This is a genomic window from Nodosilinea sp. FACHB-141 (genome assembly GCF_014696135.1).
GTDB lineage: Bacteria > Cyanobacteriota > Cyanobacteriia > Phormidesmidales > Phormidesmidaceae > Nodosilinea.
This window is the reverse complement of sequence record NZ_JACJPP010000004.1, coordinates 211,330-233,662: the sequence shown is the minus strand read 5'-3', so window position 1 is coordinate 233,662 and position 22,333 is coordinate 211,330. Positions and strand designations below refer to the sequence as shown.

Here is a 22,333-nt window from a genome sequence, read left to right as displayed (position 1 = left end):
CCGCAAAGTGAGAGCTTTAGCGCCCATGAGACATAGCTGCCTAGGTACTTTAGTTGTCCGTGCAAAAAGGTGGGATAATTTCTCAGAAATTTTGGGAGCTAACCGCAGTTTATCTAGCGCCGAACTCGGGCAGGGGCAGGTCGAAGAGCGTCTTCTGAATACCTCTCCACAGTAGGAGCCTCCAAGGATGCCTCTAATCGCGCCGCCTCGCGGGAAACTTCGGCAAAGCCTAAATCTAAGGGCTGAGGCAAAAAGTCCAGGGGTTTCATCGTCACCAGCGGCGATGTAAACACGGGTACAGCTAAGGAACACGGTGACCACCGGCTTTCTACAGGTACGCCGAGTTGACTGCACTGTCCTCCCCGTCGACCTTCCGGAGAATAAAAACGGCAGCGGCTACAAGATGACACCTGGCACTGCGCTGATTTCATAGTGGCTTCCTAAAAGCTGTATCTAACCTCTACATTTTTACTCTTGAAAAAATGGGGATCATCTACCGTAAGGCCCAAACCTCTGACGCTTACAAGGATATAGCTCCTGCAATTGCTAAACGTCCTTTATATTGTCTTCATGTTTGTGTTGAGCACAGTCACAATTATGTGAATGAACGTTTCTTAAAACTTTAACGAACGTAAACTTGCTAGGGATCAGTTCAAACAGGGGTAATATCCCTGTTGACCAACGGAGAAGATAGTGAGTTCACTAGATCTATGTTTGAAAACTCAGTTGCTAATGTGACCATAAATACTATTTAGTTGGGTTGAATATTACCCTCTTAAAACCCCGTCGTTCTTTAGATATAAATTGAGTTAACGATTAATTAACTTAAGGTCAAAACTTGAGGAGCAATACTCCTGGCTCATTGCTATATCTCTAGAGTTGACCCACAGGCTGTGGCATAATCCTGCCCTATGGGCGAACCGACTAACCTGCTGCTAAAACTGAGCCGTCGGCTATTTGCTGAGGAGCGCGATCGCGCTGCCTTTGTAGAGGCCCTAGTCAACCCTCAGCCGTTTCCCACCGCCGTTGTGTGGATGCAACCCCGGCCAGAGGTGGTGCCCTTTGCGATCGCACCACCCCTACCCTGGCAGCCCGCCTGGTGCGATCGCCTCAGCGGGGATCAGCGCCCTGGTCAGCACGCTCTTCACCAAGATGGAGCCTACTATTGCTTAGATATGGCTTCGGTATTCTCGGCAGGGGTGTTTAGCGCAATCGCCACCCCAACAGAGTCAGTGCTCGATCTCTGCGCCGCCCCAGGGGGGAAGAGCATGCTGGCTTGGAAAGCCTTAATGCCCGATCATCTCTGGTGCAACGAAGTCATTCGCAAGCGGGTCAGAATCTTGATTTCTAATCTCAAACGCTGCGGGTTGACAGACGCGCTGGTGTTTAACCTCGACCCTCAAACCTTTGCCGAACAACTCTCTCGCACCGCCTCAGTAGTGGTGGCCGATGCTCCGTGCAGCGGCCAGTCACTCCTAGCCAAAGGCGATCAGGCCCTAGGCTGTTTTCACCCCGTCAACATCAAGAAAAACGCCAGTCGCCAAAAGCGAATTTTGGCCAGTGCTGCCCAAACCGTGGCAGGTGGCGGCTACCTAGCCTACATGACCTGCACCTTCTCCCCTGAAGAGAACGAGCAGGTCGTGGACTGGCTGATCAAAAAGTTTCCTCAGTTTGAGGCAGTAGACGTCCCCGTTTTGGCTGACCATGCCTCACCCCTGGCCGCCTTTCCCTGCTATCGCCTTTGGCCCCAGTCGGGGTTAGGGGCAGGTGGCTTCACAGCTTTGCTGCGCAACAAAGCAACCTCAACAGAGGCTATCAATCTGGACTTTCTAACCGCCAAGGGCATGCAAATCTACAGCGTAGAGCGATCGCCTTAACCCTGCTGTGCCCTGCTGCCAACGCTTTGGGCCAAGCTCAAGGGCCGCTATGCTGAAGGTGTACCTATGCACTCATCGTTGGCGACTATGGCGAGTCCTTCCACCCGTCCCGAACCCTCTACCCTAGATGCCATTATTCGCCTGCTGCGCTGGGATAAGCCTACCGGGCGACTAATTTTGATGATTCCGGCCCTGTGGTCGGTGGTGCTGGCCGCCGAGGGTAACCCTCCCCTGCCTTTGGTTGGCGTCATTATTCTGGGCACCTTGGCTACTAGTGCCGCTGGCTGTGTCGTCAACGACCTGTGGGATCGCAACATTGATCCCCATGTCGCGCGCACCCGCACCCGCCCTCTTGCCGCCCGCGACTTGTCCGTGCAAGTGGGCATCGGGGTGCTGTTGGTGTCCCTCCTCTGCGCCTACGGCCTGTCGCTATATCTCAACGCCCTCAGCTTCTGGCTATGCGTGCTAGCTGTGCCGTTCATCTTGCTCTATCCCCTGGCAAAGCGCGTGTTTCCGGTGCCGCAGCTGGTGCTGTCTCTCGCTTGGGGGTTTGCGGTGCTGATTCCCTGGGCGGCAGTCACCAACAATCTAGACTTACCAGTCTGGATTCTCTGGCTGGCCGTGGTGCTGTGGACTCTAAGCTTCGATACCGTTTACGCCATCCCCGATCGCGACGACGATCGCCGCTTGGGCGTTAACTCCGCTGCCCTATTCTTTGGCGACTACACCCCCCAGTTCATCGGCTTCTGCTTCTTCGGCGCATGGCTGCTCTTGATTTGGCTAGGCCTGCTGCTGTTTCTAGCGTTTCCCTACTGGCTGGGGCTGGCCGCTGCGCTAATCATGTGGTCGCGCCAGTCTTACCTGCTCAGCCGCTACAAGCCACCGCTCAACCTCTACGGGCAGATTTTTAGGCAGAATGTCCAACTCGGCTTTGTTCTTCTCATCGGTATGATCCTAGGCTCTCTGCTGTAACCATTCCCCACCCCTCACCCTCCCACTCCCTTACTCTCCCACTCCCCCGTCAGGGCTACAATAGTTACTCTAAGAATGCAATTCCCCGTTGGAGCGGTTTATGACCACTGCGGCCCCCGCCAAAACTCAGCCCGCTAAAACTCAGTACGAAGCCATCATTGGCCTCGAAACCCACTGTCAGTTGTGCACCGAAACCAAAATCTTCTCCCCAGCCTCTACAGCCTTTGGGGCCGACCCTAACACCTACATCGATCCTATCGTGGTGGGCATGCCGGGAGTGCTGCCGGTGCTCAATCAGCGTGTGCTGGAGTATGCCGTCAAGGCTGGGTTAGCCCTAAATTGCCAGATCGCGCCCTACTCGAAGTTCGATCGCAAGCAGTATTTCTATCCCGACCTACCTAAGAACTACCAAATTTCTCAGTACGACCTGCCCATTGCCGAGCACGGCTGGCTTGAGATCGAGCTGATCGACAAAAAGACTAAGGAAGCCACTCGCAAGCGCATTGGCATCACCCGTCTGCACATGGAAGAAGATGCGGGCAAGCTGGTGCACGCGGGCAGCGATCGCCTGGCTGGCTCTACCTACTCCCTGGTTGATTACAACCGAGCCGGCGTTCCCCTGATCGAAATTGTTTCCGAGCCCGATATTCGCACCGGCCAAGAGGCTGCCGAATATGCCCAAGAGCTACGCCGCATTGTGCGCTACCTGGGCATTAGCGACGGCAACATGCAGGAGGGTTCTCTGCGTTGTGATGTCAACATCTCCGTGCGCCCAGTAGGCCAAGAGGAGTTTGGCACCAAGGTGGAGATCAAAAACATGAACTCCTTTAGCGCTATTCAAAAGGCGATCGAGTACGAAATCGATCGGCAGATTAAAGCCAACCAGACCGGCGAGAAAATCATCCAAGAAACTCGCCTGTGGGATGAAAGCAGCCAGCGTACAAAGAGCATGCGCTCCAAGGAAGGCTCTAGCGACTACCGCTACTTTCCTGAACCCGACCTGCCGCCCATTGTGGTGTCAGCAGAGCAAAAAGAGGGCTGGTTAGCGGAATTGCCCGAGCTACCGGCTCAAAAGCGCGATCGCTACGAGTCTGAGTTTGGCCTCTCTCCCTACGATGCCCGCGTGCTGAGCGACGAGCGCGCCATCACCGAATATTTTGAAGCGGCAATGGCGGCTGGTGCCGACCCCAAGCTCACCGCCAACTGGATCACCCAAGACATTGCCGCCTATCTCAACACCGAGCGAGTATCCATCGATGCACTGCCTCTGACCCCTGTTGCCCTAGCCGAGCTAGTGCAGCTGATCGCAGCGGGGACTATCAGCAACAAAATCGGCAAAGACTTGCTACCTGAGCTGCTGACCCAGGGCGGCTCTCCTAAAGCCCTAGTGGAAGCGCGAGGCCTCAGCCAGATTTCTGACCCTGCACAGATTGAGGCCATGATCGACGAAGTGTTGGCAGCCCATCCCGAAGAGCTAGAGGCCTATCGCGGCGGTAAGAAAAAGCTCCAAGGCTTCTTTGTGGGTCAGCTGATGAAGCGTAGCGGCGGCAGAGTAGATCCAAAGTTGAGCAATCAGCTGCTTAGCCAAAAACTAAATCAATGATGCTTCGCAGAGACATTGAAAAAATTCAATAAGGGGTCTTACCCCCCATGCAATTTTTGGGCTAACATGATATTAGATGCACCCTGATGGTAGGGAGAGCCGTTTGAGCTCTCCTTTTTTTTGCCAATTTTTTGCGTAATGCCGCCACAGCCACTCCACATTCATCTAGCCGCTAAATTGGCCTGTAGCTGCGGTTCCAGGGGAAGACTTGGATCCATCTGGAGCGTGCTTAGTATATCCGCCGAGGTAGCGTTGCGATCGCCGTTGCCCCAAATCAATTGTCGACTGCCAGCAGCGAGGCTGACGGTTTGGGCTCCAGCAGCGGTGAGCCAAATTGTTGTTACTTGAGGCAGAGCAATAGCGCGATTCTGGCCTGAATCCTCGTCCCAGGTCGACTCCCGCTTCTGGGATGCCCCAGACTTTACGCTTCGCAGATCGTGGCCTGGATCAGGATTCACTTCAGCCAGAGCGTGCATCACTCGGGCTGAGTCTCTCAGGGTGTCTGCTTGTGGAACCCATAAGGCTGCGGCAAACCCCTGCTTCAAGGCGTAGTTATAGAGCGACGCTGCCGCTACTACTGCCTGCTCAAAGCTCTCCTCATTCCAACGCGCGGTGGTGTTGAGGGCAATCAAAACTTCTCGACTGGTGGTTATGCTTTCTAGCTCACGCACCCGCAGTTCGCCGTAGCGGGCGCTGGTGCGCCAGTGGATCAGCCGGGTTGGGTCACCCCAGCGGTAGGGGCGCAGCGATCGCGTTACTCCCTGGGTATCAGCTTTGGCTAGCGGGCTGTAGCGCCAGTGCTGACCCTGGCGCTGGCCGACAGTATCTAGTAGAGGGCAGCGCTTCAAGGGCAACACCTGGGGATAGACCACAGCTGTGGCAGGAGCGGGCATTGTGCGCCGACACCAGAACAAACCTAGGGGAGCAGCTGTGCGCAGATCTATCGTTGACCAGCGGTAGACGCCCCGCCGCGTGGTTGGCACTGCATACCGCCAGGTGTGGCTTTGCCCTGGGGGCAGCGCGCCCACGGCATGTGTCGCCACCGCCCCCAGCCGCGAGGGCACAGGGTCGATAATCTGAAACAGCCCTTTACTCTGGCGCTGGGTATTGCGAGCTCGCAGCTCAATATCCAAAGGTGCCCCAGCGGTGACCGGTGCAATGGGCGATCGCGTCACTACAAGTCCTTGCAAATTCCGAGGCGGTAGCACTGCCGCGATCAGCAGCAGCGCCAGCATCACTCCGCTAATCACGTATAGCCAGCCCGCCAGGGTATTAGTGGCCGCCGCAAAAAAGAACAGCGCCAGCCCCAGCAATATCCAACCCACATAGGCTGGGTTAACCCAGCGATGCTCTAGCCACTGCGTAAACCGTTTCAAACCTGTTTCCCCTATAGCGTGCCGCTGTCGTTACGTTTCAGCGTACCCAGCCACTTCGACAGCCCAGCGTTTTTACAAACCAAAAGCGTCTACATCCTAGCGCTCTGCCAGAGAGGGCAGGCGAGATGTAGACGCTTTTGATTGAAGAGGCCGAGCGGAGACCCAGTTCAGCCGAGGTATCCGTCCAGACCTCTTAGCTTTTGAGCAGCTCTATGGCGAGCTGTCATACCATCGACTTAGCGCTTCGCTAGCTTCTTGGACAGCTTGCGCAGCCGGATAGACTCAGGCGTGATTTCCACCAGTTCGTCTGGGCCAATGTACTCAAGAGCACGCTCCAGGCTCATATCTACAGGGGTTTGCAGCTGCACCAGTTCGTCGCCGCCAGCGGCTCGGTGGTTGGTGAGCTGCTTGCTCTTGCAGATATTGAGGTCGAGATCCTGGTTGCGATTGTGTTCGCCGACAATCATACCCTTGTAAACCTTGGTACCGGGGGTAATAAAGAATATCCCGCGGTCCTCAGCATTCTTGAGAGCATAGAAGGTAGCTACCCCTTCTTCAAAGGCAATCAGCACCCCGTTGCGGCGCGCCTCAATCTCACCACAGAGGGGGCGATAGTCTGAGAAGCTGTGGTTCATAATGCCTGCACCACGAGTCAGACGCATGAACTCACCGCGGAAGCCAATTAGGCCCCGCGCTGGAATCACAAACTCCAGCGTGGCGCGGCCATCGCCCATCACCCGCATATCTTGCAGCTCACCCCGGCGCTGGCCAATGCGCTCCATGCAGCCGCCTACGCCCTCTTCTGGCACATCGAGCACCAGGAGTTCGTAGGGTTCGCAGGGCTGACCGTTGACTTCGCGGTAGATTACCTGAGGCTGGGTGACCTGAAACTCATACCCCTCGCGGCGCATGGTCTCAATCAAAATGCCCAAGTGCAGCTCACCCCGGCCCGACACTGAAAAGCGATCGGGGGAGTCGGTTGGCTCGACTCGCAGCGCCACGTTAGTCTCAAGCTCACGCATGAGGCGATCGCGTAGCTGTCGGGAGGTGACAAAGGTGCCCTCCTGCCCCGCAAAGGGGGAGTCGTTGACCACAAAGGTCATCTGTAGGGTCGGCTCATCCACCTTAATCAGCGGCAGCGCCTGGGGGTTAGTGGGGCAGGTAATGGTTTCACCAATGTTGGCATCGGCGAAGCCTGCTACCGCCACAATGTGGCCCGCCGAGGCGCTTTCAATCTCAATGCGCCGTAGGCCATCAAAACCCAGTAATTTGGAGATTTTGGATTTGACCAAGGTGCCGTCTTCTGTCACCAGAGCGGCCTGCTGTCCGGCTTTGATTACCCCATTGTGAATTTTGCCAATCACAATGCGGCCCAGGTACTCGGAGTAGTCGAGGGTTGTCACCTGAATTTGCAGAGGCTTTTCAGGATCGCCAATCGGGGGCGGCACATGGTCGAGAATGGCCTCAAACATCGGCTTCATGTCGATGCCTTCGTCTTCGATCTTGTTCTTGGCGTAGCCCGATATCCCTGAGGCAAACAGGTAGGGAAACTCACACTGATCGTCGTCGGCCCCTAGCTCAATAAATAGATCCAGCACCTTATCAACCGAACCGTGGGGATCGGCCTGGGGTCGATCAATCTTATTGACTACCACAATGGGGCGCAGTCCTTTCTCCAAGGCTTTCTTCAGCACAAACCGAGTCTGGGGCATGGGGCCTTCGTTGGCATCCACGATCAGAATGCAGCCGTCAACCATGCCCAGCACCCGCTCCACCTCGCCGCCGAAGTCGGCGTGGCCAGGGGTGTCGATGATGTTGATCAACGTCTCACCGTAGTGAACGGCGGTATTCTTAGACAGAATGGTAATGCCCCGCTCACGCTCTAAGTCATTAGAATCCATCACGCAGTCAGGTACGGCTTCCCCTTCGCGAAAAATGCCAGACTGCCTTAGCAGGGCATCTACCAGAGTGGTTTTGCCGTGGTCAACGTGGGCAATAATTGCAACGTTGCGAATGGGAAGCGTCATAACTGTGTAAAACCTTGGCGACAATAAGCGGGCGACGAAACTACCCCAGAGCGCCAAACGTAAGGAAGCTCAAGACAAGTTTCGAATATGCAAAAATACTTAACAATTGTAGCTTATTCAACAGACTCCTGACGACAGCTATCCACCTAAATTCAGGCAGTAAAAAAGGGACGCCAACTGACGTCCCTTTTTCCTATCGTCGAGAAATTCGATGAAGTTTGGCAACTAGACTGTAAATGGCCTACATGGTCATGCCAGCAGCCTGAACCTTCTCGACCTGCTTCTTCTTCAGCACCAGCATGATCTGGGTGAGCATAACCGCTGCCAAAAAGGCCACTAGACCTTTGATGCGGTTGGGGCTTTGCAGCACAATTTCGGCATCCATCTGGCCAAAGCCGCCCACGTTGGGGTTGGTGGTCAGGGGCTTGCCGGCTTCCACTACGTCACCCTCAGCCACGAGTAGCTCAGGACCAGCGGGAATGGTCTCGGTCACGGTGTTGCCTGCGTCTGCCTCAATAGTGACTTGATAGCCACCGGCAGCCTGGGGCTCAACGTCTGTGACGGTGCCGGTCAAGGTGGCGTTATAGACGGTGTTATTGCTGGCCTGACCGGTGGGGTAGACCTGGCCACGACCGCGGTTGCCGCCAACGTGAATTTGATACTTGCCAAAGGCAACCGACTTGTCTTGACCGGGGTCGGGGGCTAGCACGGGAAATACAATTTCCTGATACTGTTCGCCGGGTAGCGGGCCGACCAGAACAATGTTTTCTTGAGTATCGCTATAGGGCAGGAAGTAGGTATTGCCGACTTCTTCCTTAAGCTCCTCAGAGATGCGATCAGGGGGAGCGATCTTGAAGCCCTCAGGGAGAACCACCACAGCACCAACATTGAGGCCGCCGCGGCTACCGTCGCCCAACACCTGTTGGGTGCTGAGGTCGTAGGGAATTTCAACCTTGAGCTTAAATACGGAATCGGGCAGAACGGCCTGGGGCACTTCTACCTTGGTGGGCTTGGCCGCCAGGTGGCAGTTGGCGCACACAATCCGGCCGGTGGCCTCACGGGGAACAGCGTAGTTTTCTTGGGCCCAGAAGGGATACGCCTCGGCGGTCTGGGGAACCGCCAGCCAGCCTGCAAACACCGTCAGAACGGCGGCGCAGGTAATGGCGAGGGGGCGCAGGCCGTTGATTAACGAAGTGAGTCTATTCATGCGTTCAAAAGTTATGTCAACTGGGGTGATGTCAACGGGGTATGGCGCTGCAGTTGGCCAAAGCACAGGCTCGTCTAGGCCCACCAGGGCGAGTCGCCAGTGCGAAAGTCGGTTTCAGTCCAATTGCTGAGGGTAACTTTGTCGTCGTCAGTGACGTCGGCGTGAGCCAAAGCCAAAGACAGCGGTGCTGGGCCTCGTACGACTTTGCCTGTGGCATCGTACTGAGAGCCGTGGCACGGACACATGAACTTGTTTTCGCTGGCGTTCCAGGGCACTACACAGCCCAGGTGGGTGCAGATAGAGCTGATGCCGTAGCTCTCTAGGGAACCACTTTCCTGAATCACCAGGTAGGTGGGATCGCCCTTGAGGCCTTGCACTAAGACGCGATCGCCGGGGTTATGGCTCGCTACAAACTGACTGGCAATCACATCGTTGCCCAGCTCGTTTTTGGCGGTTACCCCGCCACCACCGCCACCACTAGAGGGGGGAATGAAGTATTTAATAACGGGATAGAGCATGCCCCCGACGGCCCCAGAGGCGGCCCCCAGCAGCAGCAGGTTCATAAATTGGCGGCGCCCCAAATCAGGGACATCGGAGGTTCCAGAAACTTGAGTCATAATCCAGACTGGTATACCTGTTTCAAATGAATAACAGCTATTAACGGCGGTAGCTGAGCAGGGATCAGCAAGCGGATGCATGACCCGTTACGCTAGCCCGGCAAACCCTTTACGGGGCACCACCAATGTGGAGCAGTCCCGATGTCGCTGACCACGCCTTTAGCTTTACCAATCGTATTATTGCACCTTGCTGTTCTCAGAAAATCCCTGCTGAAAGTAAAAGGATGGGAGCGATCGCATAGTCAGAATCCCAAAATCACAGAAAAATCAGGTATAGGCGAGAGAGAGGGAGAAAAAGACATCCTTAGGAATCAAAAAGGGCTTCGAAACTCGCAAAATCCTATTTATTTCTATCATGTGCCCATTTTTGGCTAGTCAAGCCTCGGCGTAAGGGAGGTTGACCACTAGGGCGTATCGTAAAGAAATGTATATGCGGCAACGATAGCTAGAGCAGAGGTAGGGGCGTGACAGGGGCAGATTTACAAGCGTTGTTAATAGACAAATGGGGCTACTCCTTTGACATTCAGTTTCGGCGTACTCAGGGCAAAATATTTCTCCAGGTGATGTGGCGATACCTGGAGCAGGTGTCGTTTCCCCTTAGTGAAGAGGAGTACTTGGCCCACCTCAATCAGGTCATACTCTATCTGTACGAGTGGGGACAGGTGGAATACGTGCAGCAGCAGATCGCTGAAACCCGCGATCGCCCCCGGCTAGGCAAAGCGGTCAGCATTCTCCTACCCCTAGGGGAACGCGCCTCAGAGTGGCTAACCGATGAGTTTTAACTAGCGCTCGTACAGCTCGATGGGCAGTTGGTCAGGGTCTTGAAAAAAGACAAAGCGTTTGCCCGTTAATTCATCTAGCCGAATTTCTTCTGCCGTCACCTGACAAGCGTGAAGGTGCTGAATAGCCGCCTCTAGATCCTCAACAACTAAGGCTAAATGCCTCAGACCTCGGGCTTCTGGCTGTGACGGACGAGGCGGCGGGTGGGGAAACGAAAACAGCTCAATCTGAATTCCATCGGCTAGGCGCAGATCAAGCTTGTAGGACTGGCGCTCGGCTCGATAGGTCTCTCGTACCACAGCGCAGCCCAGCACCTGGGTGTAAAACTGCTTAGACTGAGCGTAATTGCTACAGATGATCGCAACGTGGTGAATCCCCTGACAAAATGCCATCACTCATTAAGATATTTGAGTGCCATGCGCTTCAGGATAGCGGTTTGCCCTACGGGGGAACGCTGGCCTCAGGGCATGCCCAAGCGGCATGGCACAACAGCATTTTAAGGATAATTGCTCAGAAGCTTTTTAGACTGGAATGCTACGATTTCCTAGGTGAACATGCTCAGAGGGCCTGATGTGATCCGTTCCGCCACTTTGCCGATGCAAACTCCGTCGCTGTCGCACTTCGGAGATAACAACCGCCTCAAACTTTTTTCCGGCTCGGCCAACGTTGACCTGGCGCGTGAAGTGGCTCGCTACCTAGGGCTAGACCTCGGCCCTATGGTGCGCAAGCGCTTTGCTGATGGTGAGGTTTATATCCAGATTCAAGAGTCGATTCGCGGCTGTGACGTGTATCTGATTCAGCCCACCTGCTATCCGGTGAACGATCACCTGATGGAGCTGCTGATTATGATCGACGCCTGTCGACGGGCTTCGGCGCGGCAGATCACCGCGGTGATTCCTTACTATGGCTATGCCCGCGCCGATCGCAAAACAGCCGGGCGCGAGTCAATCACCGCCAAACTTGTGGCTAACCTGATGACCAAGGCCGGAGCCAGCCGAGTGTTGGCGATCGATCTCCACTCCGCCCAGATTCAGGGCTACTTTGATATTCCCTGCGACCATGTCTACGGCACCCCGGTGTTGATCGACTATATCTCCAGCAAAAAGCTGGAAGACCTGGTGGTGGTCTCCCCCGATGTGGGTGGGGTAGCCCGCGCTCGCGCCTTTGCCAAAAAGCTTAACGATGCCCCTCTAGCCATCATTGACAAGCGTCGCCAGGCCCACAACGTGGCAGAAGTGATGAACGTGGTGGGCGACGTGCGGGGCAAAACTGCCGTGCTGGTCGATGACATGATCGACACCGCTGGCACGATCTGTGAGGGAGCTCGCCTACTCAAACAGGAAGGGGCTCGTCAGGTTTATGCCTGCGCCACCCACGCGGTGTTTTCTCCCCCGGCGGTGGAGCGCCTATCAGCGGGTCTATTTGAAGAAGTGATTGTTACCAATACGATCCCGATGACGGCCGCGCGGCAGTTTCCGCAGTTGACAGTGCTGTCGATGGCAAATTTGCTGGGTGAAGCTATCTGGCGCATTCACGAAGAAAGCTCTGTCAGCAGCATGTTTCGCTAGCCGCTAGACTAGGCGATTTCGGAACGGATACTCGTTCCGAGTCGGTTCCCGTTTTTGGGATGCTATAGGCTTTACCCTGCGCGAATCGCAGCTGTAGTCTTACACAAAGAGGGGATGCCATCAGGCATCCCCTCTTTGTGGTTTCTTGGGTGCTGCTAATGTCAGCGGGACAGGCTAGGCGTCTTCGTCAACAAACTCGGGCTGCCCACTGCCTGGAATTGGCCAGTCGGCGTTTTCGCCCCCGATGTAGCAGGTTTCAATGACCACATACTCACGGCTAAACTGCTCTAGGGTGTTGATTAAAACGTCGATGGCCAGGGCATCGCTGGTGCCTAGGTCGAGCCAGCAGCGGGCCCAAAGCCCTTCGTACTCGACTTCACCCATGTTGTGCATCACCGAGAGCATGCTGTTGCTCAGCTGCTCTTCGTTGTAGGGAAGATAGCTGATGTCGAGGCCCGTATCCTGCACTTGAAGGTTTTCGGCATTAAAGCCCCCCAGCTTCCCCAAAAAAAACCACGACGAAAAGACTTCGTCGATGTACTGCTGCTCCATGGAGGAGGGCACGGTTTCGAATTTGAGCCAGATCCAAAGGTTAAAGAAGTCGCACTCGCGAAATTCAACCTGCATAGTTAAGCCCCATACTGCATTACTCAGCATAGGGCTTAACTTACCTGAACTTGTGGAGGCTAGGGTTCGAGATTGCGCGATCGCTCGACGCAGACCTCCCCAGCGATTCCCTCAGCCTGGCAGGCCTCAAGAGTAATTTGCTGCACCGTCGAGGTTGGCAGTTGGTCAGCGTAGGTCAGCGCCGATTGATATAGGGGCAGGCTGGCGTCATACTTCTGCTGCAGAAATAGAATTTGTGCTTTGAGATAAATCAAATCAGGATTGTTGGGGGCGGCCGTTAGCGCCTTGTCGACCTCGGCCAAGGCCTCGTCATAGCGACCTAGGTCACGCATGCCAATGGCAACACCTCGGTGGGCCAAATAGGCAGGGCTGCCGTTTTGCAGCCGGGCGATCGCCTGATCAGGGTTAGCAAAGGGCAGATTGACCGCCAGCAGCAAATCCATAAAACCTTTGAGCAGGCTAAGTTCTGGGTCGTTGGCGTCGATGCGCTCCGCGGCTGCCAGCTCGCTAAAGACCCGCTGCAGCAGGCGCAGGGTCGAGGGAGTGCCTCGAGCGATCCCCTGGGTTTGCAGAACATGGGCACCTTCCATGAAAATGCCCACAGCGGTGTAGAGGTGGCCACGCAGGGGGTCTGTTTCTTTGAGAGCAGTGGCAGTTTGCTGGGTGAGGCGGGCCTGTTCGGCCAGCTTGTCTAAATCTTTGTTGAGGTAGCCAAGCGCTGCCGCAACGGCGTAGTTCATGGGCTCATCGGGCTCAGCTGCGATCGCCTGCCCAACTAGTGACTGGGCCTCAGTGTAGTTGCCTTCATAGAAGAGCGCGTTAAAAACAGCCTCAGTCTTGTCGCCAATCTCGTGGGGATCGTTGGGGCGGAACGGATCCCCAGCATGGGCCGACAGGGGAGCCAGCGCTAAAAAGGCTGTGGTGAGAGCACCAGCAGAGAGTGCTTTTAGGCGCGAACTCAATCGAGGTGGAGCCAGGCGAACATGAAAAACCATGAATAAATTACCCCTTACGACCTGAACATCAAAACGGAACGTATGACTTGGAGGGAGAGATGCCTGCTCAATCAGCCATCGTGATACCTGATGGCCCAATTGTGGCGAATTACCTAGGAGTTTGCAGCGGTAATGTTACAGAAGCTACACTGGCCTAGCTCTCGTCAAATCGGCCTCGGCTCTCTACCAATGGCAACCTAGTAGGGCACACTGGAAAAGGTATCGGCTATCGGTCATGGTGGCTGTACCGGTTTTCGCAGAATTTAGTCGTGTTGTCTTCTGTTTTACTGTGCGGGTGGAATGCTCTATCTTCGCCAACTTACCTATCACCCCCCGGCCAGCCCTAAGGCCATTTTGCAGGATATTTCCCTCGAGCTAGCGCCTCAGCAGCTAGGGTTGATCTACGGACCGAGCGGGTCGGGCAAGAGTACGCTGCTAGAGCTAATGGCAGGGTTTGCTCAACCCACCCAGGGCACGATTCAGTGGCGGCAGCAAGACCTCGACCCTGAGTCGCTGCGGCAGCTGGCAGGACTGGTGTTTCAATTTCCTGAACGCCACTTTTGCGGGCACAGCCTGTTGGAAGAACTGCGCTTGGGCCATCCAGAAATGGCCCGTGACCAGATTGAGCAAGCGCTGCGGGCGGTAGGGCTAGAGCAGCTCTCCCTCAAGGCGGCGCCCCACGCCCTCAGCGGCGGGCAGCAGCGGCGATTGGCTCTAGCGGTACAGCTGATTCGCAAGCCCTACCTGCTGCTGCTGGATGAACCCACCGCCGGATTAGACTGGTCGATGCGTCAGCAGATTATTGCGCTGCTCAAGCAGCTTAAGCAAAACTGGACGCTGCTGGTGGTGTCTCACGATGCCGATGAGTTGGCCCAGCTGGCCGATCGCTGCTGGCATCTCGATCACGGCCGTCTGGCTCCGGTGCCGACAACAACCCTTTCGACCACCGCCGGATAGGCACTTTAGAATTTTATGGACATGCTACCTTCCTACGGCGATCGCTGGCAGAGCACTTTGTACTGGCAGCCCAGCGATCGCCAGCAGCAGAGTTTTCAGCTGCTTTACGACGCCGTTTTGGCGGCCAACCAGCAGGTAAACCTGACCCGTATCACCACCCCTGAGGATTTTTGGGAGAAGCACCTGTGGGATTCGCTCCAGGGTGTGGCCCTGTGGCTGAGCGAGGGAGCCAGTGCCGACGCGCTCAAGGTGGTTGATGTTGGCACCGGCGGCGGCTTTCCTGGCCTGCCGGTGGCGCTGGTGTTTCCTCATTGGGCGATCGCCCTGCTCGACGCAACCCGCAAAAAACTCGTTGCCCTCGAAACCGTCTGTGAAACTTTGGGGATCGCTAACGTCAGCTTTTTGCCTCAGCGAGCCGAGCAGGTAGCACACCAGCCCATTCACCGCGAATCCTATGACCTGGCTCTGCTGCGGGCCGTCGGTCCGGTCAACACCTGCGCTGAGTATGCCCTGCCTCTGTTAAACCTAGGCGGCCAGGCCATCCTCTACCGAGGCCAGTGGTCGGCAGAAGAGGAAGCCGGCTTGACGGCCATCCTGCCGCGTCTGGGCGGCAAGCTATCGGAGGTGCGATCGCAGACTACGCCCATTACCCAAGGCGTTCGCCACAACGTCGTGCTCACCAAAGTAGAGCGCACGCCAGATAAGTTTCCGCGCCTACCGGGGATTCCGTCGAAGACGCCGCTGGCGTAGGGAGTGGATGGGTAGGGAGTGGGGGGTGGATGGGTGAGGGAGTGAAACAGTATCTTTTCTGTCTCCCTACCCATCCACTCATCCACCCTCCTACTCATCCACTCACATTACCGTCTCCGCTCCTGAAGCTTGCGGTACACGTCCTTAATATCAACCCCGTGGTGAGCTAGGGCAACTAGGGTGTGGTACATCAAGTCGGCGGCTTCCCCGGCGATCGCATCGGCGTCATCATCCTTGCAGGCCATCACAACCTCAGCGGCTTCTTCTCCAATCTTCTTGAGAATCTTGTTGTCGCCCCCAGCCAGCAGTTTGCAGGTGTAGGAGTCGGGGTTGGGGTGATCGCGGCGATCGCAGATTACCTCAAACACCTGAGACAGCGTATCGGCGGGCGGGGCAACTCTGTGGTCGTCTACTTGATGGAAGCAGCTACGCTCGCCCGTGTGGCAGGCAATGTCGCCCAGCTGTTCTACCGTGACCAGTAGGGCATCACTGTCGCAGTCGTAGCGGATGGCCTGCACCTTTTGCACATGGCCCGAGGTTGCGCCCTTGTGCCAAAACTCTTGGCGCGATCGGCTCCAGAACCAGGTTTCGCCGCTATCTAGAGTGCGCTGAAGCGATTCGGCGTTCATCCAGGCCATCATTAGCACGGTGCCGTCGAGGTGGTCTTGCACAATGGCAGGCACTAGCCCCTGGTCGTTGTAACGAATGCGATCGACGGGCACAGCGGCGACAAAGGGCGAAGACGGAGAAGTGACCATAGCAAGGGGGTAAAACATCCTTACCCACTCTAGTATTTCTTCGCCTTGGCCCTGCTCCTATGCTCTAGAAATCGCTGACCGCTGCAGCTTGCTCCATGACGTGCTCTCATAAACGCCCAACCTGATACAAAACGAGGATTAGGCCAATTTGCTGCCAACTTTTCTGCCAACAAAAGTTAACATAGTAGTTAACAAACCTTCAGCTAAGTCTAGTCTGGCCATCTGCCCTGCTTAGGGGCGCTTTGCCTGCGGGCTTGGTTCATTCGACCCTACTATTTACAGACGCAGGAGAGCTTCATGACTGGATTTATTCGCGGGTTGTTTGGCGGCAAAGCTAAGAATCCCGGCGAGTCAGACCGCCCTGCACGGCGGCAGCCCGCCCCCCAGCAACCCACCATCAAACAGGTCGGGGGGGCTTATTTTCTCAATGAGGACGACGCTAAGAGCTATGGCAACATTGAGTACATGCGCTCGTCTAAGACCGTGCGACGCACCTTTGCCAAAAAGCGCGGCGAAACCGTAGAAAAAGAAAGCGTTCGGCAAATTTCAGCCCTAGAGGCTAAACGTTTGCAAGAGCAGCAGGGCCTGTCTGTGGAAAAGATTGCCCCGTCTGAAATCTCTATTCAACCTGCTGTCAAGAAGGATGCTAGCTCCGAGCGTCGCAAGGTCGATACCAGCCTCGACATGTTCCGCAAAATGGCTAAGGACATGAAGAAGTAGTCAGTAGTTCTCAGGTTATGCCTGGAGCTAAAGTCTTACCAGTGAATTAACGAGGACGTAGCCTAGCTGCGTCCTTTTTTATGGGCGCAGGGGCGGATCGATTTTTCTACCAGAGATGAATTAGCCAGATAGCGCAAGAGTTAACAACCTGCCCCCATTTTTCGTTACCTTTGGTAAAGATTCGTTTACTCCCCGCCTTTGGAGCCGCCCATGCTGCGTTTAGAGCACATCAGCAAGATTTACCCCACCGGGGAGGTTCTCAAGGACGTGAACTGGGAGGTGAAGCCAGGCGATCGCATCGGTCTCGTCGGCGTCAACGGCGCGGGCAAATCGACCCAGCTCAAAATTATCACCGGTAAGATTGAGCCCACCACGGGCACCATCATTCGCCCTGCCGACCTCAAAATCGCCTACCTCTCCCAGGAGTTTGAGGTCGACCCCAGCCATACGGTGCGCGACGAATTTTGGACGGTATTTAAAGAGGCCAACGAGGTGCAGTCGAAGCTGCACCACATTCCCACGCTGATGGAGACCGCCGATCCCACTGAACTCGATCGCCTGATCAACGAACTCGACAAGCTGCAGCGGCGCTTTGATGCCCTGGGCGGCTATGGGCTAGAGTCGCAAATTGAGAAAATCTTGCCCGAAATGGGTTTTGAGGCCAGCGACGGCGATCGCTACGTCAGCGAGTTTAGCGGCGGCTGGCAGATGCGCATGGGCTTAGGCAAAATCTTGCTGCAAGCCCCCGACGTGCTGCTGCTCGACGAGCCTACCAACCACCTCGACCTCGATACTATCGAGTGGCTAGAGGGCTACCTCAAAAAGCTCACCACCCCCATGGTGATCGTCTCCCACGACCGAGAATTTCTCGATCGCCTCTGCACCCAGATTGTTGAAACCGAGCGCGGCGTCTCCACCACCTACCTGGGCAACTACACCGCCTACCTCACCCAAAAAGAAGAAAGTCTGGCCGCCCAGCTCAGCACCTTTGAGCGTCAGCAAAAAGAAATCGCCAAACAGCAGGCCTTTGTCGATCGCTTTCGGGCCAGCGCCACCCGCAGTACCCAGGCCAAAAGCCGCGAAAAGCAGCTAGATAAGGTGGAGCGCATTGAGGCCCCCACCGGCAGCGTGCGCACGCTGCACTTTCGCTTTCCCCCGGCTCCCCGCAGCGGGCGCGAAGTAGTGACGGTTGCCGATCTCACCCACAGCTACGATGAGAAGATCTTGTTTCTGGGGGCCAACCTGTTGATTGAGCGGGGCGATCGCATTGCTTTCCTCGGCCACAACGGCTCGGGCAAATCGACCCTGCTGCGCCTGATTGCCGGGCTAGAAACTCCCACCGACGGTCAGGTAGAAGTGGGCAACCACAACGTGATCCCCAGCTACTTTGAGCAAAACCAGGCTGAGGCTCTCGATCTAGAGAAAACCGTGATCGCTACTATTCACGACGAAGTGCCCGATTGGACCAACGAAGAAGTCCGCACCCTGCTGGGGCGATTTCTCTTCACAGGCGACATGGCCTTTAAGCAGGTCAAAGCTCTCAGCGGTGGCGAAAAAGCTCGCCTGGCCCTGGCCAAAATGCTGCTGCGACCCGCCAACCTGATGATGCTCGACGAGCCCACCAACCACCTCGATATCCCCGCCAAAGAGATGCTGGAGGAGGCCCTGCAGCACTACGACGGTACGGTGCTGTTGGTCTCCCACGATCGCTACTTTATTTCCCGCGTGGCTACCAAAATTGTCGAAATTCGCGATGGCGAGCTGCGGCTGTACCGGGGTGACTACCACTATTACCTCGACAAGGTGGCAGAAGAGGCCGAGGCCGCAAAGCGAGCTGCCCTAGAGGCTGAGAAAAAGGCAAAGGCTGACGCCAAGCGCCAGCAGCAGCAGGCCAAACGCAAAGCAGGCGCTACAAAATGATGCCGATGTAGAGTAATATGCACTTTATAAAAATTTCTCTTAAATTGCGCTTTAACCTGGTCACATGCCTGTATAGCGCGTTTAGGCTGGGTTCAGAGTACAGTTGCTAGCTTTTCGTGCTGTGGGTTATGCCCTCGCAGCATTGAACTAAACGTATCTGCCTGGCGCGATCGCGTGTAAGTGAGTCTTTAAACGGCTATTCCAGCTCCGTCCCAGCTCAGATTGGGGCCAAATTTCTGGATAGTATGATTGCTGAGACGTTAGTCCAACTCCCAAGGATTCTTACCTATGAGTCAAGCGTCAGTCCCGCCGATGGTTTTAATCATTCTTGACGGCTGGGGATATCGGGAAAACACCGACGGTAACGCTGTCGCCGCCGCAAAGACTCCGGTTATGGATAGTCTGTGGGCCGCTTATCCCCGCACTTTGATTCGTACATCAGGCAAGGATGTGGGGCTGCCCGACGGTCAGATGGGCAACTCCGAAGTTGGTCACCTCAACATTGGTGCAGGGCGCATTGTGCCCCAAGAACTGGTGCGTATTTCTGACGCCGTAGAAGACGGCACCCTGCAAGAAAACGAGGCTTTTCTAGAGGTGTGTCAGGCGGTGCGCTACCGCAACAGTAAGCTGCACCTAGTGGGGCTGTGCTCTGAGGGGGGCGTGCACTCTCACCTCTCTCACCTGTTTGGCCTGCTAGAGATGGCCAAAGCCCAAGACGTTGATGAAGTTTGCATTCACGTCATTACCGATGGCCGCGACACCAAGCCCACCGAAGGCAGGGTGTCGGTTCAAAAAATTCAGGACTACGTTGACCGGCTAGGCCTGGGCCGCCTGGTCACTCTCAGCGGCCGCTACTACGCCATGGATCGCGACAACCGCTGGGATCGCGTCGAGAAGGCCTACCGAGTGATGACCGACCCCGGCGAGGGCAGCGGCAAAACCGCTATCGAAGCGCTGCTAGAATCCTATGACCAGGAGATCAACGATGAATTTGTAGAGCCAGTGCGGCTGGCCCCCGGTGCGATCGCCCCAGAGGATGGGGTAATCTTCTTCAATTTCCGTCCCGATCGCGCTCGCCAGTTGACCCAGGCTTTAGTTGATCCCAACTTCAAGGGTTTTGAGCGGAATTTAGTGGCACCCCTAAGCTTCGTCACTATGACCCAGTACGACCCGGACATGCCGGTCAGGGTAGCCTTTCAGCCTCAAAACCTGAGCAACATTTTGGGCGAAGTAGTAGCCAACCATGGGCTTAAGCAATTTCGCACCGCCGAAACCGAAAAGTACGCCCATGTCACCTACTTCTTTAACGGCGGTCTGGAAGAACCCCTAAAGGGCGAAGACCGAGAGCTGGTATCTAGCCCGATGGTCGCGACCTACGATAAGGCTCCGGCCATGTCGGCGGCGGCGGTGACCAACACCGCCCTAGCTGCCATCAAAAAAGGGATTTATTCGCTGGTGGTGATCAACTACGCCAACCCCGACATGGTGGGTCACACCGGCAAGATGGAGTCCACGATCACGGCTCTCCAGGCCGTTGACCACGAGCTGGGCCGCTTAATTGACGGTATTGGCAAGGCTGGCGGCACCGCCATTATCATTGCTGACCACGGCAACGCCGAGCTGATGTGGGACGAAAACCACAAGCCCTGGACAGCCCACACCACCAACCCGGTGCCCTTTATTCTGGTTGAGGGTGAGAAGCTCAAGGTGCCTGCCTACGGTGGCGACGTTAATCTGCGCGAAGACGGGCGGCTGTCTGATATTGCCCCTACCATTCTGCAAATTCTGGGTCTGCCCCAGCCCCAAGAGATGACCGGGCGCTCCATGTTTCTCCCCGCCGATGTAGAAATTCGCAACAACCGTACCCCAGTCAAACTCTCCCTCTAGCCCTACCTAAGGCGATGCTGGAATGGCTGAGAGGCTTGGGGTATAGTGAAGATTGGGCCGTTATTTTGAGCAGGTTAGTTTAAAAACGCGATGATAGTTATCACAATTTTGAAGGTTATCTGGATGGTTGCTGCTGTGGGTCTAACGGCCCTGGTGCTGCTGCACAGCCCTAAGGGCGATGGTTTGGGCGGCCTAGGTGGTCAGGCCCAGCTATTTACCAGCACCAAAAGCGCTGAAACCACTCTCAACCGCGTTACTTGGACCTTAACCGTGCTGTTTATGGGCCTGACGGTAGTGCTGAGTGCTGGCTGGCTCGACGTGGCCGCCACTCCCCCTGCCCTCTAAAACCTTTGAATTTTCGGCTCTAGAAACTATCCTCATTCCGTGCTCGATTCAATACCCTTGACTCAAAAACGTTCCAGCTTGTAAGAGTCAATACCGTTTACCCTATTTGAATAAAGGGTCTGGAAACTAACGGGTTTGGCTAAAGCTGGTAAAGAACTAGGGTTTAAAGAGATAAGAGAAAGCCTCCGACTCGCCTGAATCGGAGGCTTTCTCTTTTGAATCGCGTCGGTGGGGATCACCAATCGCCAGACATTACCGCTAGGGCCTGCCCTGTAGTGGAGACAATGCTCAGGGGTAAAGTTTGACCATTCTCGCGGCGGGGAAATTGCACCAGTTGTAGGCCAGCGTCCACGGGCTCAACGGTGACTAGGTACTGATTGTCTTGCCATTCTAGGTTGACCAAGCGGTGGTGCAGCAGCCACATTTCTGCCAGCTCCCCTTGATTAATTTTCTCGGGCTGATCGCCGCTGTAGCAGTCCCAGATGTCATCCATTGCTGTCCACACCCCAGAGAGATAAAGGGGATCGGTGCGGGCGCTGAGGCCGTAGGTAGTGAACACAAAGACTTCGTGACTCCACCAGGCTTTGGCCAGCTCAGCCATAGGATCGGTATCGAGTACTTCACCGTAATAGGGCATGGCTTCTAGCTGCTTAGTCTGAGCGATCGCCGACGGGCGCTCCCACTCCGGTAGGTGAGCACAAATCGTGGCGGCGATCGCATCTATAGACTGGTCTTGCTCCCCAGCAGAGGATGCCCCGGCCTCTGCGATCCCCGCTTCTGGTGCCAGGGGCATTTCTACTTGAGCGAGGTAGTTCTCGAGAGCTGGCACCGCAGAACTAGTGCCCATTAGCCCCGGCTGCAAGGGGCTGAGGGGGTTAAAAGACTGAGCCTGGGTCGGCTGGGCAGAAACTGTCAACAGTCCCGCTGAACCAACACCAAGGGTAAGAAGCAAAGCCGTAGCAAACAGGTGACTCATCGAAGGATAGGTGGGGATTGGGAAAGCAGGAATGCTTGGCGCTGGGGCAATCGCCAAAGCTATGAGACAGAGGCACCCGCGCTCGTAAGAGTCCGAGAACCCAAGCGAACTGGTTCCCAAGTTAATGGAAGTTAAGGCTCAAATCTGGCAGTAAAAGGCGGGTCGCTGGCCAGCTCTACAATTACAGCAGGCCAAAGAACTAGACCACCAGGCTTACCTAGCTCGTTACTTAACTCTCGTCAACTAGGGCAAAACCCGACACGTAGGGCTGTGGGGGAAAGCCTAGATCAATAAACGCGGCATTAAGCCGTGGGCAAAGCTCCGATATAAGGTTTAGGCGCGATCGCCGGTAACCCTCTTCTAGCAAGACT

22 protein-coding genes are annotated in these 22,333 nt (G+C 55.7%); 12 read left to right on the top strand and 10 right to left on the bottom strand.

Going from position 1 to position 22,333, the window contains the following annotated elements; translation table 11 throughout:
* Window positions 1–113 precede the first annotated feature (113 nt).
* Window positions 114–293, bottom strand: a complete 180-nt coding sequence (locus tag H6F59_RS02360; RefSeq protein WP_190694811.1) for a hypothetical protein — start codon at window positions 291–293, stop codon at window positions 114–116.
* Window positions 294–911: 618 nt separating this feature from the next.
* On the opposite strand from H6F59_RS02360, the gene H6F59_RS02355 reads away from it, so the two are divergent.
* The 3 genes from H6F59_RS02355 to gatB all read left to right on the top strand — a co-directional run bounded on the left by H6F59_RS02355 (window position 912) and on the right by gatB (window position 4,452).
* Window positions 912–1,877: an RsmB/NOP family class I SAM-dependent RNA methyltransferase gene (locus tag H6F59_RS02355; protein ID WP_190694809.1), complete on the top strand. Its 966-nt coding sequence runs from the start codon at window positions 912–914 to the stop codon at window positions 1,875–1,877.
* Between the two features lie 66 nt (window positions 1,878–1,943).
* Window positions 1,944–2,849 (top strand): 4-hydroxybenzoate solanesyltransferase, encoded by a 906-nt coding sequence (locus H6F59_RS02350; protein WP_313887087.1) that lies wholly within the window; start codon window positions 1,944–1,946, stop codon window positions 2,847–2,849.
* A 100-nt stretch (window positions 2,850–2,949) separates the two neighbouring features.
* The gene (gene gatB / locus H6F59_RS02345; RefSeq protein ID WP_190515500.1) at window positions 2,950–4,452 is read left to right on the top strand and encodes an Asp-tRNA(Asn)/Glu-tRNA(Gln) amidotransferase subunit GatB; all 1,503 of its coding nucleotides are present in this window, start codon (window positions 2,950–2,952) and stop codon (window positions 4,450–4,452) included.
* A gap of 161 nt (window positions 4,453–4,613) precedes the next feature.
* On the opposite strand, the gene H6F59_RS02340 is transcribed toward gatB, so the two are convergent.
* From H6F59_RS02340 to petC, 4 genes are all read right to left on the bottom strand, one after another.
* A complete protein-coding gene (locus tag H6F59_RS02340; RefSeq protein WP_199325518.1) occupies window positions 4,614–5,828 on the bottom strand; it encodes a DUF58 domain-containing protein in 1,215 nt (404 codons plus the stop codon).
* A 236-nt stretch (window positions 5,829–6,064) separates the two neighbouring features.
* A complete protein-coding gene (typA, locus tag H6F59_RS02335) occupies window positions 6,065–7,855 on the bottom strand; it encodes a translational GTPase TypA (RefSeq protein ID WP_190694807.1) in 1,791 nt (596 codons plus the stop codon).
* Between the two features lie 241 nt (window positions 7,856–8,096).
* Window positions 8,097–9,062, bottom strand: a complete 966-nt coding sequence (gene petA / locus H6F59_RS02330) for a cytochrome f (RefSeq protein WP_190694806.1) — start codon at window positions 9,060–9,062, stop codon at window positions 8,097–8,099.
* 74 nt (window positions 9,063–9,136) lie between these two features.
* On the bottom strand, window positions 9,137–9,679 hold the full coding sequence (gene petC, locus H6F59_RS02325) for a cytochrome b6-f complex iron-sulfur subunit (protein ID WP_190694804.1): 543 nt from the start codon (window positions 9,677–9,679) through the stop codon (window positions 9,137–9,139).
* Window positions 9,680–9,820: 141 nt separating this feature from the next.
* Here petC and H6F59_RS02320 point away from each other — a divergent pair, with 141 nt between their 5' ends.
* Together H6F59_RS02320 and H6F59_RS02315 are read left to right on the top strand one after the other, a co-directional pair.
* Window positions 9,821–10,054 (top strand): hypothetical protein, encoded by a 234-nt coding sequence (locus tag H6F59_RS02320; protein ID WP_190694802.1) that lies wholly within the window; start codon window positions 9,821–9,823, stop codon window positions 10,052–10,054.
* An 89-nt stretch (window positions 10,055–10,143) separates the two neighbouring features.
* Entirely contained in the window at window positions 10,144–10,461 is a 318-nt protein-coding gene (locus H6F59_RS02315) for a DUF3067 family protein (RefSeq protein WP_190694800.1), read from the top strand.
* On the opposite strand, the gene H6F59_RS02310 is transcribed toward H6F59_RS02315, so the two are convergent.
* Window positions 10,462–10,851 carry a VOC family protein gene (locus H6F59_RS02310; protein ID WP_190694798.1) on the bottom strand — a complete coding sequence of 130 codons (390 nt, stop codon included), beginning with the start codon at window positions 10,849–10,851 and terminating at the stop codon, window positions 10,462–10,464.
* 204 nt (window positions 10,852–11,055) lie between these two features.
* Between H6F59_RS02310 and H6F59_RS02305 the strand changes: the two genes are divergently transcribed.
* Window positions 11,056–12,027, top strand: a complete 972-nt coding sequence (locus tag H6F59_RS02305; RefSeq protein WP_171972968.1) for a ribose-phosphate pyrophosphokinase — start codon at window positions 11,056–11,058, stop codon at window positions 12,025–12,027.
* Between the two features lie 174 nt (window positions 12,028–12,201).
* On the opposite strand, the gene H6F59_RS02300 is transcribed toward H6F59_RS02305, so the two are convergent.
* Together H6F59_RS02300 and H6F59_RS02295 are read right to left on the bottom strand one after the other, a co-directional pair.
* Window positions 12,202–12,654 (bottom strand): DUF3531 family protein, encoded by a 453-nt coding sequence (locus H6F59_RS02300; protein ID WP_073607252.1) that lies wholly within the window; start codon window positions 12,652–12,654, stop codon window positions 12,202–12,204.
* A gap of 59 nt (window positions 12,655–12,713) precedes the next feature.
* Window positions 12,714–13,649, bottom strand: a complete 936-nt coding sequence (locus tag H6F59_RS02295; RefSeq protein WP_242021220.1) for a Sll0314/Alr1548 family TPR repeat-containing protein — start codon at window positions 13,647–13,649, stop codon at window positions 12,714–12,716.
* 300 nt (window positions 13,650–13,949) lie between these two features.
* On the opposite strand from H6F59_RS02295, the gene H6F59_RS02290 reads away from it, so the two are divergent.
* A complete protein-coding gene (locus tag H6F59_RS02290) occupies window positions 13,950–14,606 on the top strand; it encodes an ABC transporter ATP-binding protein (RefSeq protein WP_190515480.1) in 657 nt (218 codons plus the stop codon).
* 15 nt (window positions 14,607–14,621) lie between these two features.
* A complete protein-coding gene (rsmG, locus tag H6F59_RS02285; RefSeq protein WP_190694796.1) occupies window positions 14,622–15,356 on the top strand; it encodes a 16S rRNA (guanine(527)-N(7))-methyltransferase RsmG in 735 nt (244 codons plus the stop codon).
* A gap of 107 nt (window positions 15,357–15,463) precedes the next feature.
* Here rsmG and hisIE read toward each other — a convergent pair whose 3' ends face one another.
* A complete protein-coding gene (gene hisIE, locus H6F59_RS02280) occupies window positions 15,464–16,114 on the bottom strand; it encodes a bifunctional phosphoribosyl-AMP cyclohydrolase/phosphoribosyl-ATP diphosphatase HisIE (RefSeq protein ID WP_190694794.1) in 651 nt (216 codons plus the stop codon).
* A gap of 297 nt (window positions 16,115–16,411) precedes the next feature.
* Here hisIE and H6F59_RS02275 point away from each other — a divergent pair, with 297 nt between their 5' ends.
* From H6F59_RS02275 to secG, 4 genes are all read left to right on the top strand, one after another.
* The gene (locus H6F59_RS02275) at window positions 16,412–16,834 is read left to right on the top strand and encodes a hypothetical protein (RefSeq protein WP_190694792.1); all 423 of its coding nucleotides are present in this window, start codon (window positions 16,412–16,414) and stop codon (window positions 16,832–16,834) included.
* 210 nt (window positions 16,835–17,044) lie between these two features.
* Window positions 17,045–18,754: an ABC-F family ATP-binding cassette domain-containing protein gene (locus H6F59_RS02270; RefSeq protein ID WP_190694790.1), complete on the top strand. Its 1,710-nt coding sequence runs from the start codon at window positions 17,045–17,047 to the stop codon at window positions 18,752–18,754.
* 288 nt (window positions 18,755–19,042) lie between these two features.
* Window positions 19,043–20,641 carry a 2,3-bisphosphoglycerate-independent phosphoglycerate mutase gene (gene gpmI / locus H6F59_RS02265; RefSeq protein WP_190694788.1) on the top strand — a complete coding sequence of 533 codons (1,599 nt, stop codon included), beginning with the start codon at window positions 19,043–19,045 and terminating at the stop codon, window positions 20,639–20,641.
* Window positions 20,642–20,731: 90 nt separating this feature from the next.
* Window positions 20,732–20,986 (top strand): preprotein translocase subunit SecG, encoded by a 255-nt coding sequence (gene secG, locus H6F59_RS02260; RefSeq protein ID WP_190515466.1) that lies wholly within the window; start codon window positions 20,732–20,734, stop codon window positions 20,984–20,986.
* A gap of 235 nt (window positions 20,987–21,221) precedes the next feature.
* Here secG and H6F59_RS02255 read toward each other — a convergent pair whose 3' ends face one another.
* Window positions 21,222–21,962 (bottom strand): hypothetical protein, encoded by a 741-nt coding sequence (locus H6F59_RS02255; RefSeq protein ID WP_190694786.1) that lies wholly within the window; start codon window positions 21,960–21,962, stop codon window positions 21,222–21,224.
* Window positions 21,963–22,333: the final 371 nt, after the last annotated feature.

Bases quoted from the DNA above. Each gene is read 5' to 3' on its own strand.
- H6F59_RS02355 (WP_190694809.1), top strand. From the start codon at position 912: ATGGGCGAACCGACTAACCTGCTGCTAAAACTGAGCCGTCGGCTATTT.
- H6F59_RS02350 (WP_313887087.1), top strand. From the start codon at position 1,944: ATGCACTCATCGTTGGCGACTATGGCGAGTCCTTCCACCCGTCCCGAA.
- gatB (WP_190515500.1), top strand. From the start codon at position 2,950: ATGACCACTGCGGCCCCCGCCAAAACTCAGCCCGCTAAAACTCAGTAC.
- typA (WP_190694807.1), bottom strand. From the start codon at position 7,855: ATGACGCTTCCCATTCGCAACGTTGCAATTATTGCCCACGTTGACCAC.
- petA (WP_190694806.1), bottom strand. From the start codon at position 9,062: ATGAATAGACTCACTTCGTTAATCAACGGCCTGCGCCCCCTCGCCATT.
- petC (WP_190694804.1), bottom strand. From the start codon at position 9,679: ATGACTCAAGTTTCTGGAACCTCCGATGTCCCTGATTTGGGGCGCCGC.
- H6F59_RS02320 (WP_190694802.1), top strand. From the start codon at position 9,821: ATGTCGCTGACCACGCCTTTAGCTTTACCAATCGTATTATTGCACCTT.
- H6F59_RS02310 (WP_190694798.1), bottom strand. From the start codon at position 10,851: ATGGCATTTTGTCAGGGGATTCACCACGTTGCGATCATCTGTAGCAAT.
- H6F59_RS02305 (WP_171972968.1), top strand. From the start codon at position 11,056: ATGCAAACTCCGTCGCTGTCGCACTTCGGAGATAACAACCGCCTCAAA.
- H6F59_RS02300 (WP_073607252.1), bottom strand. From the start codon at position 12,654: ATGCAGGTTGAATTTCGCGAGTGCGACTTCTTTAACCTTTGGATCTGG.
- H6F59_RS02295 (WP_242021220.1), bottom strand. From the start codon at position 13,649: ATGGTTTTTCATGTTCGCCTGGCTCCACCTCGATTGAGTTCGCGCCTA.
- H6F59_RS02290 (WP_190515480.1), top strand. From the start codon at position 13,950: ATGCTCTATCTTCGCCAACTTACCTATCACCCCCCGGCCAGCCCTAAG.
- rsmG (WP_190694796.1), top strand. From the start codon at position 14,622: ATGGACATGCTACCTTCCTACGGCGATCGCTGGCAGAGCACTTTGTAC.
- hisIE (WP_190694794.1), bottom strand. From the start codon at position 16,114: ATGGTCACTTCTCCGTCTTCGCCCTTTGTCGCCGCTGTGCCCGTCGAT.
- H6F59_RS02275 (WP_190694792.1), top strand. From the start codon at position 16,412: ATGACTGGATTTATTCGCGGGTTGTTTGGCGGCAAAGCTAAGAATCCC.
- H6F59_RS02270 (WP_190694790.1), top strand. From the start codon at position 17,045: ATGCTGCGTTTAGAGCACATCAGCAAGATTTACCCCACCGGGGAGGTT.
- gpmI (WP_190694788.1), top strand. From the start codon at position 19,043: ATGAGTCAAGCGTCAGTCCCGCCGATGGTTTTAATCATTCTTGACGGC.
- secG (WP_190515466.1), top strand. From the start codon at position 20,732: ATGATAGTTATCACAATTTTGAAGGTTATCTGGATGGTTGCTGCTGTG.
- H6F59_RS02255 (WP_190694786.1), bottom strand. From the start codon at position 21,962: ATGAGTCACCTGTTTGCTACGGCTTTGCTTCTTACCCTTGGTGTTGGT.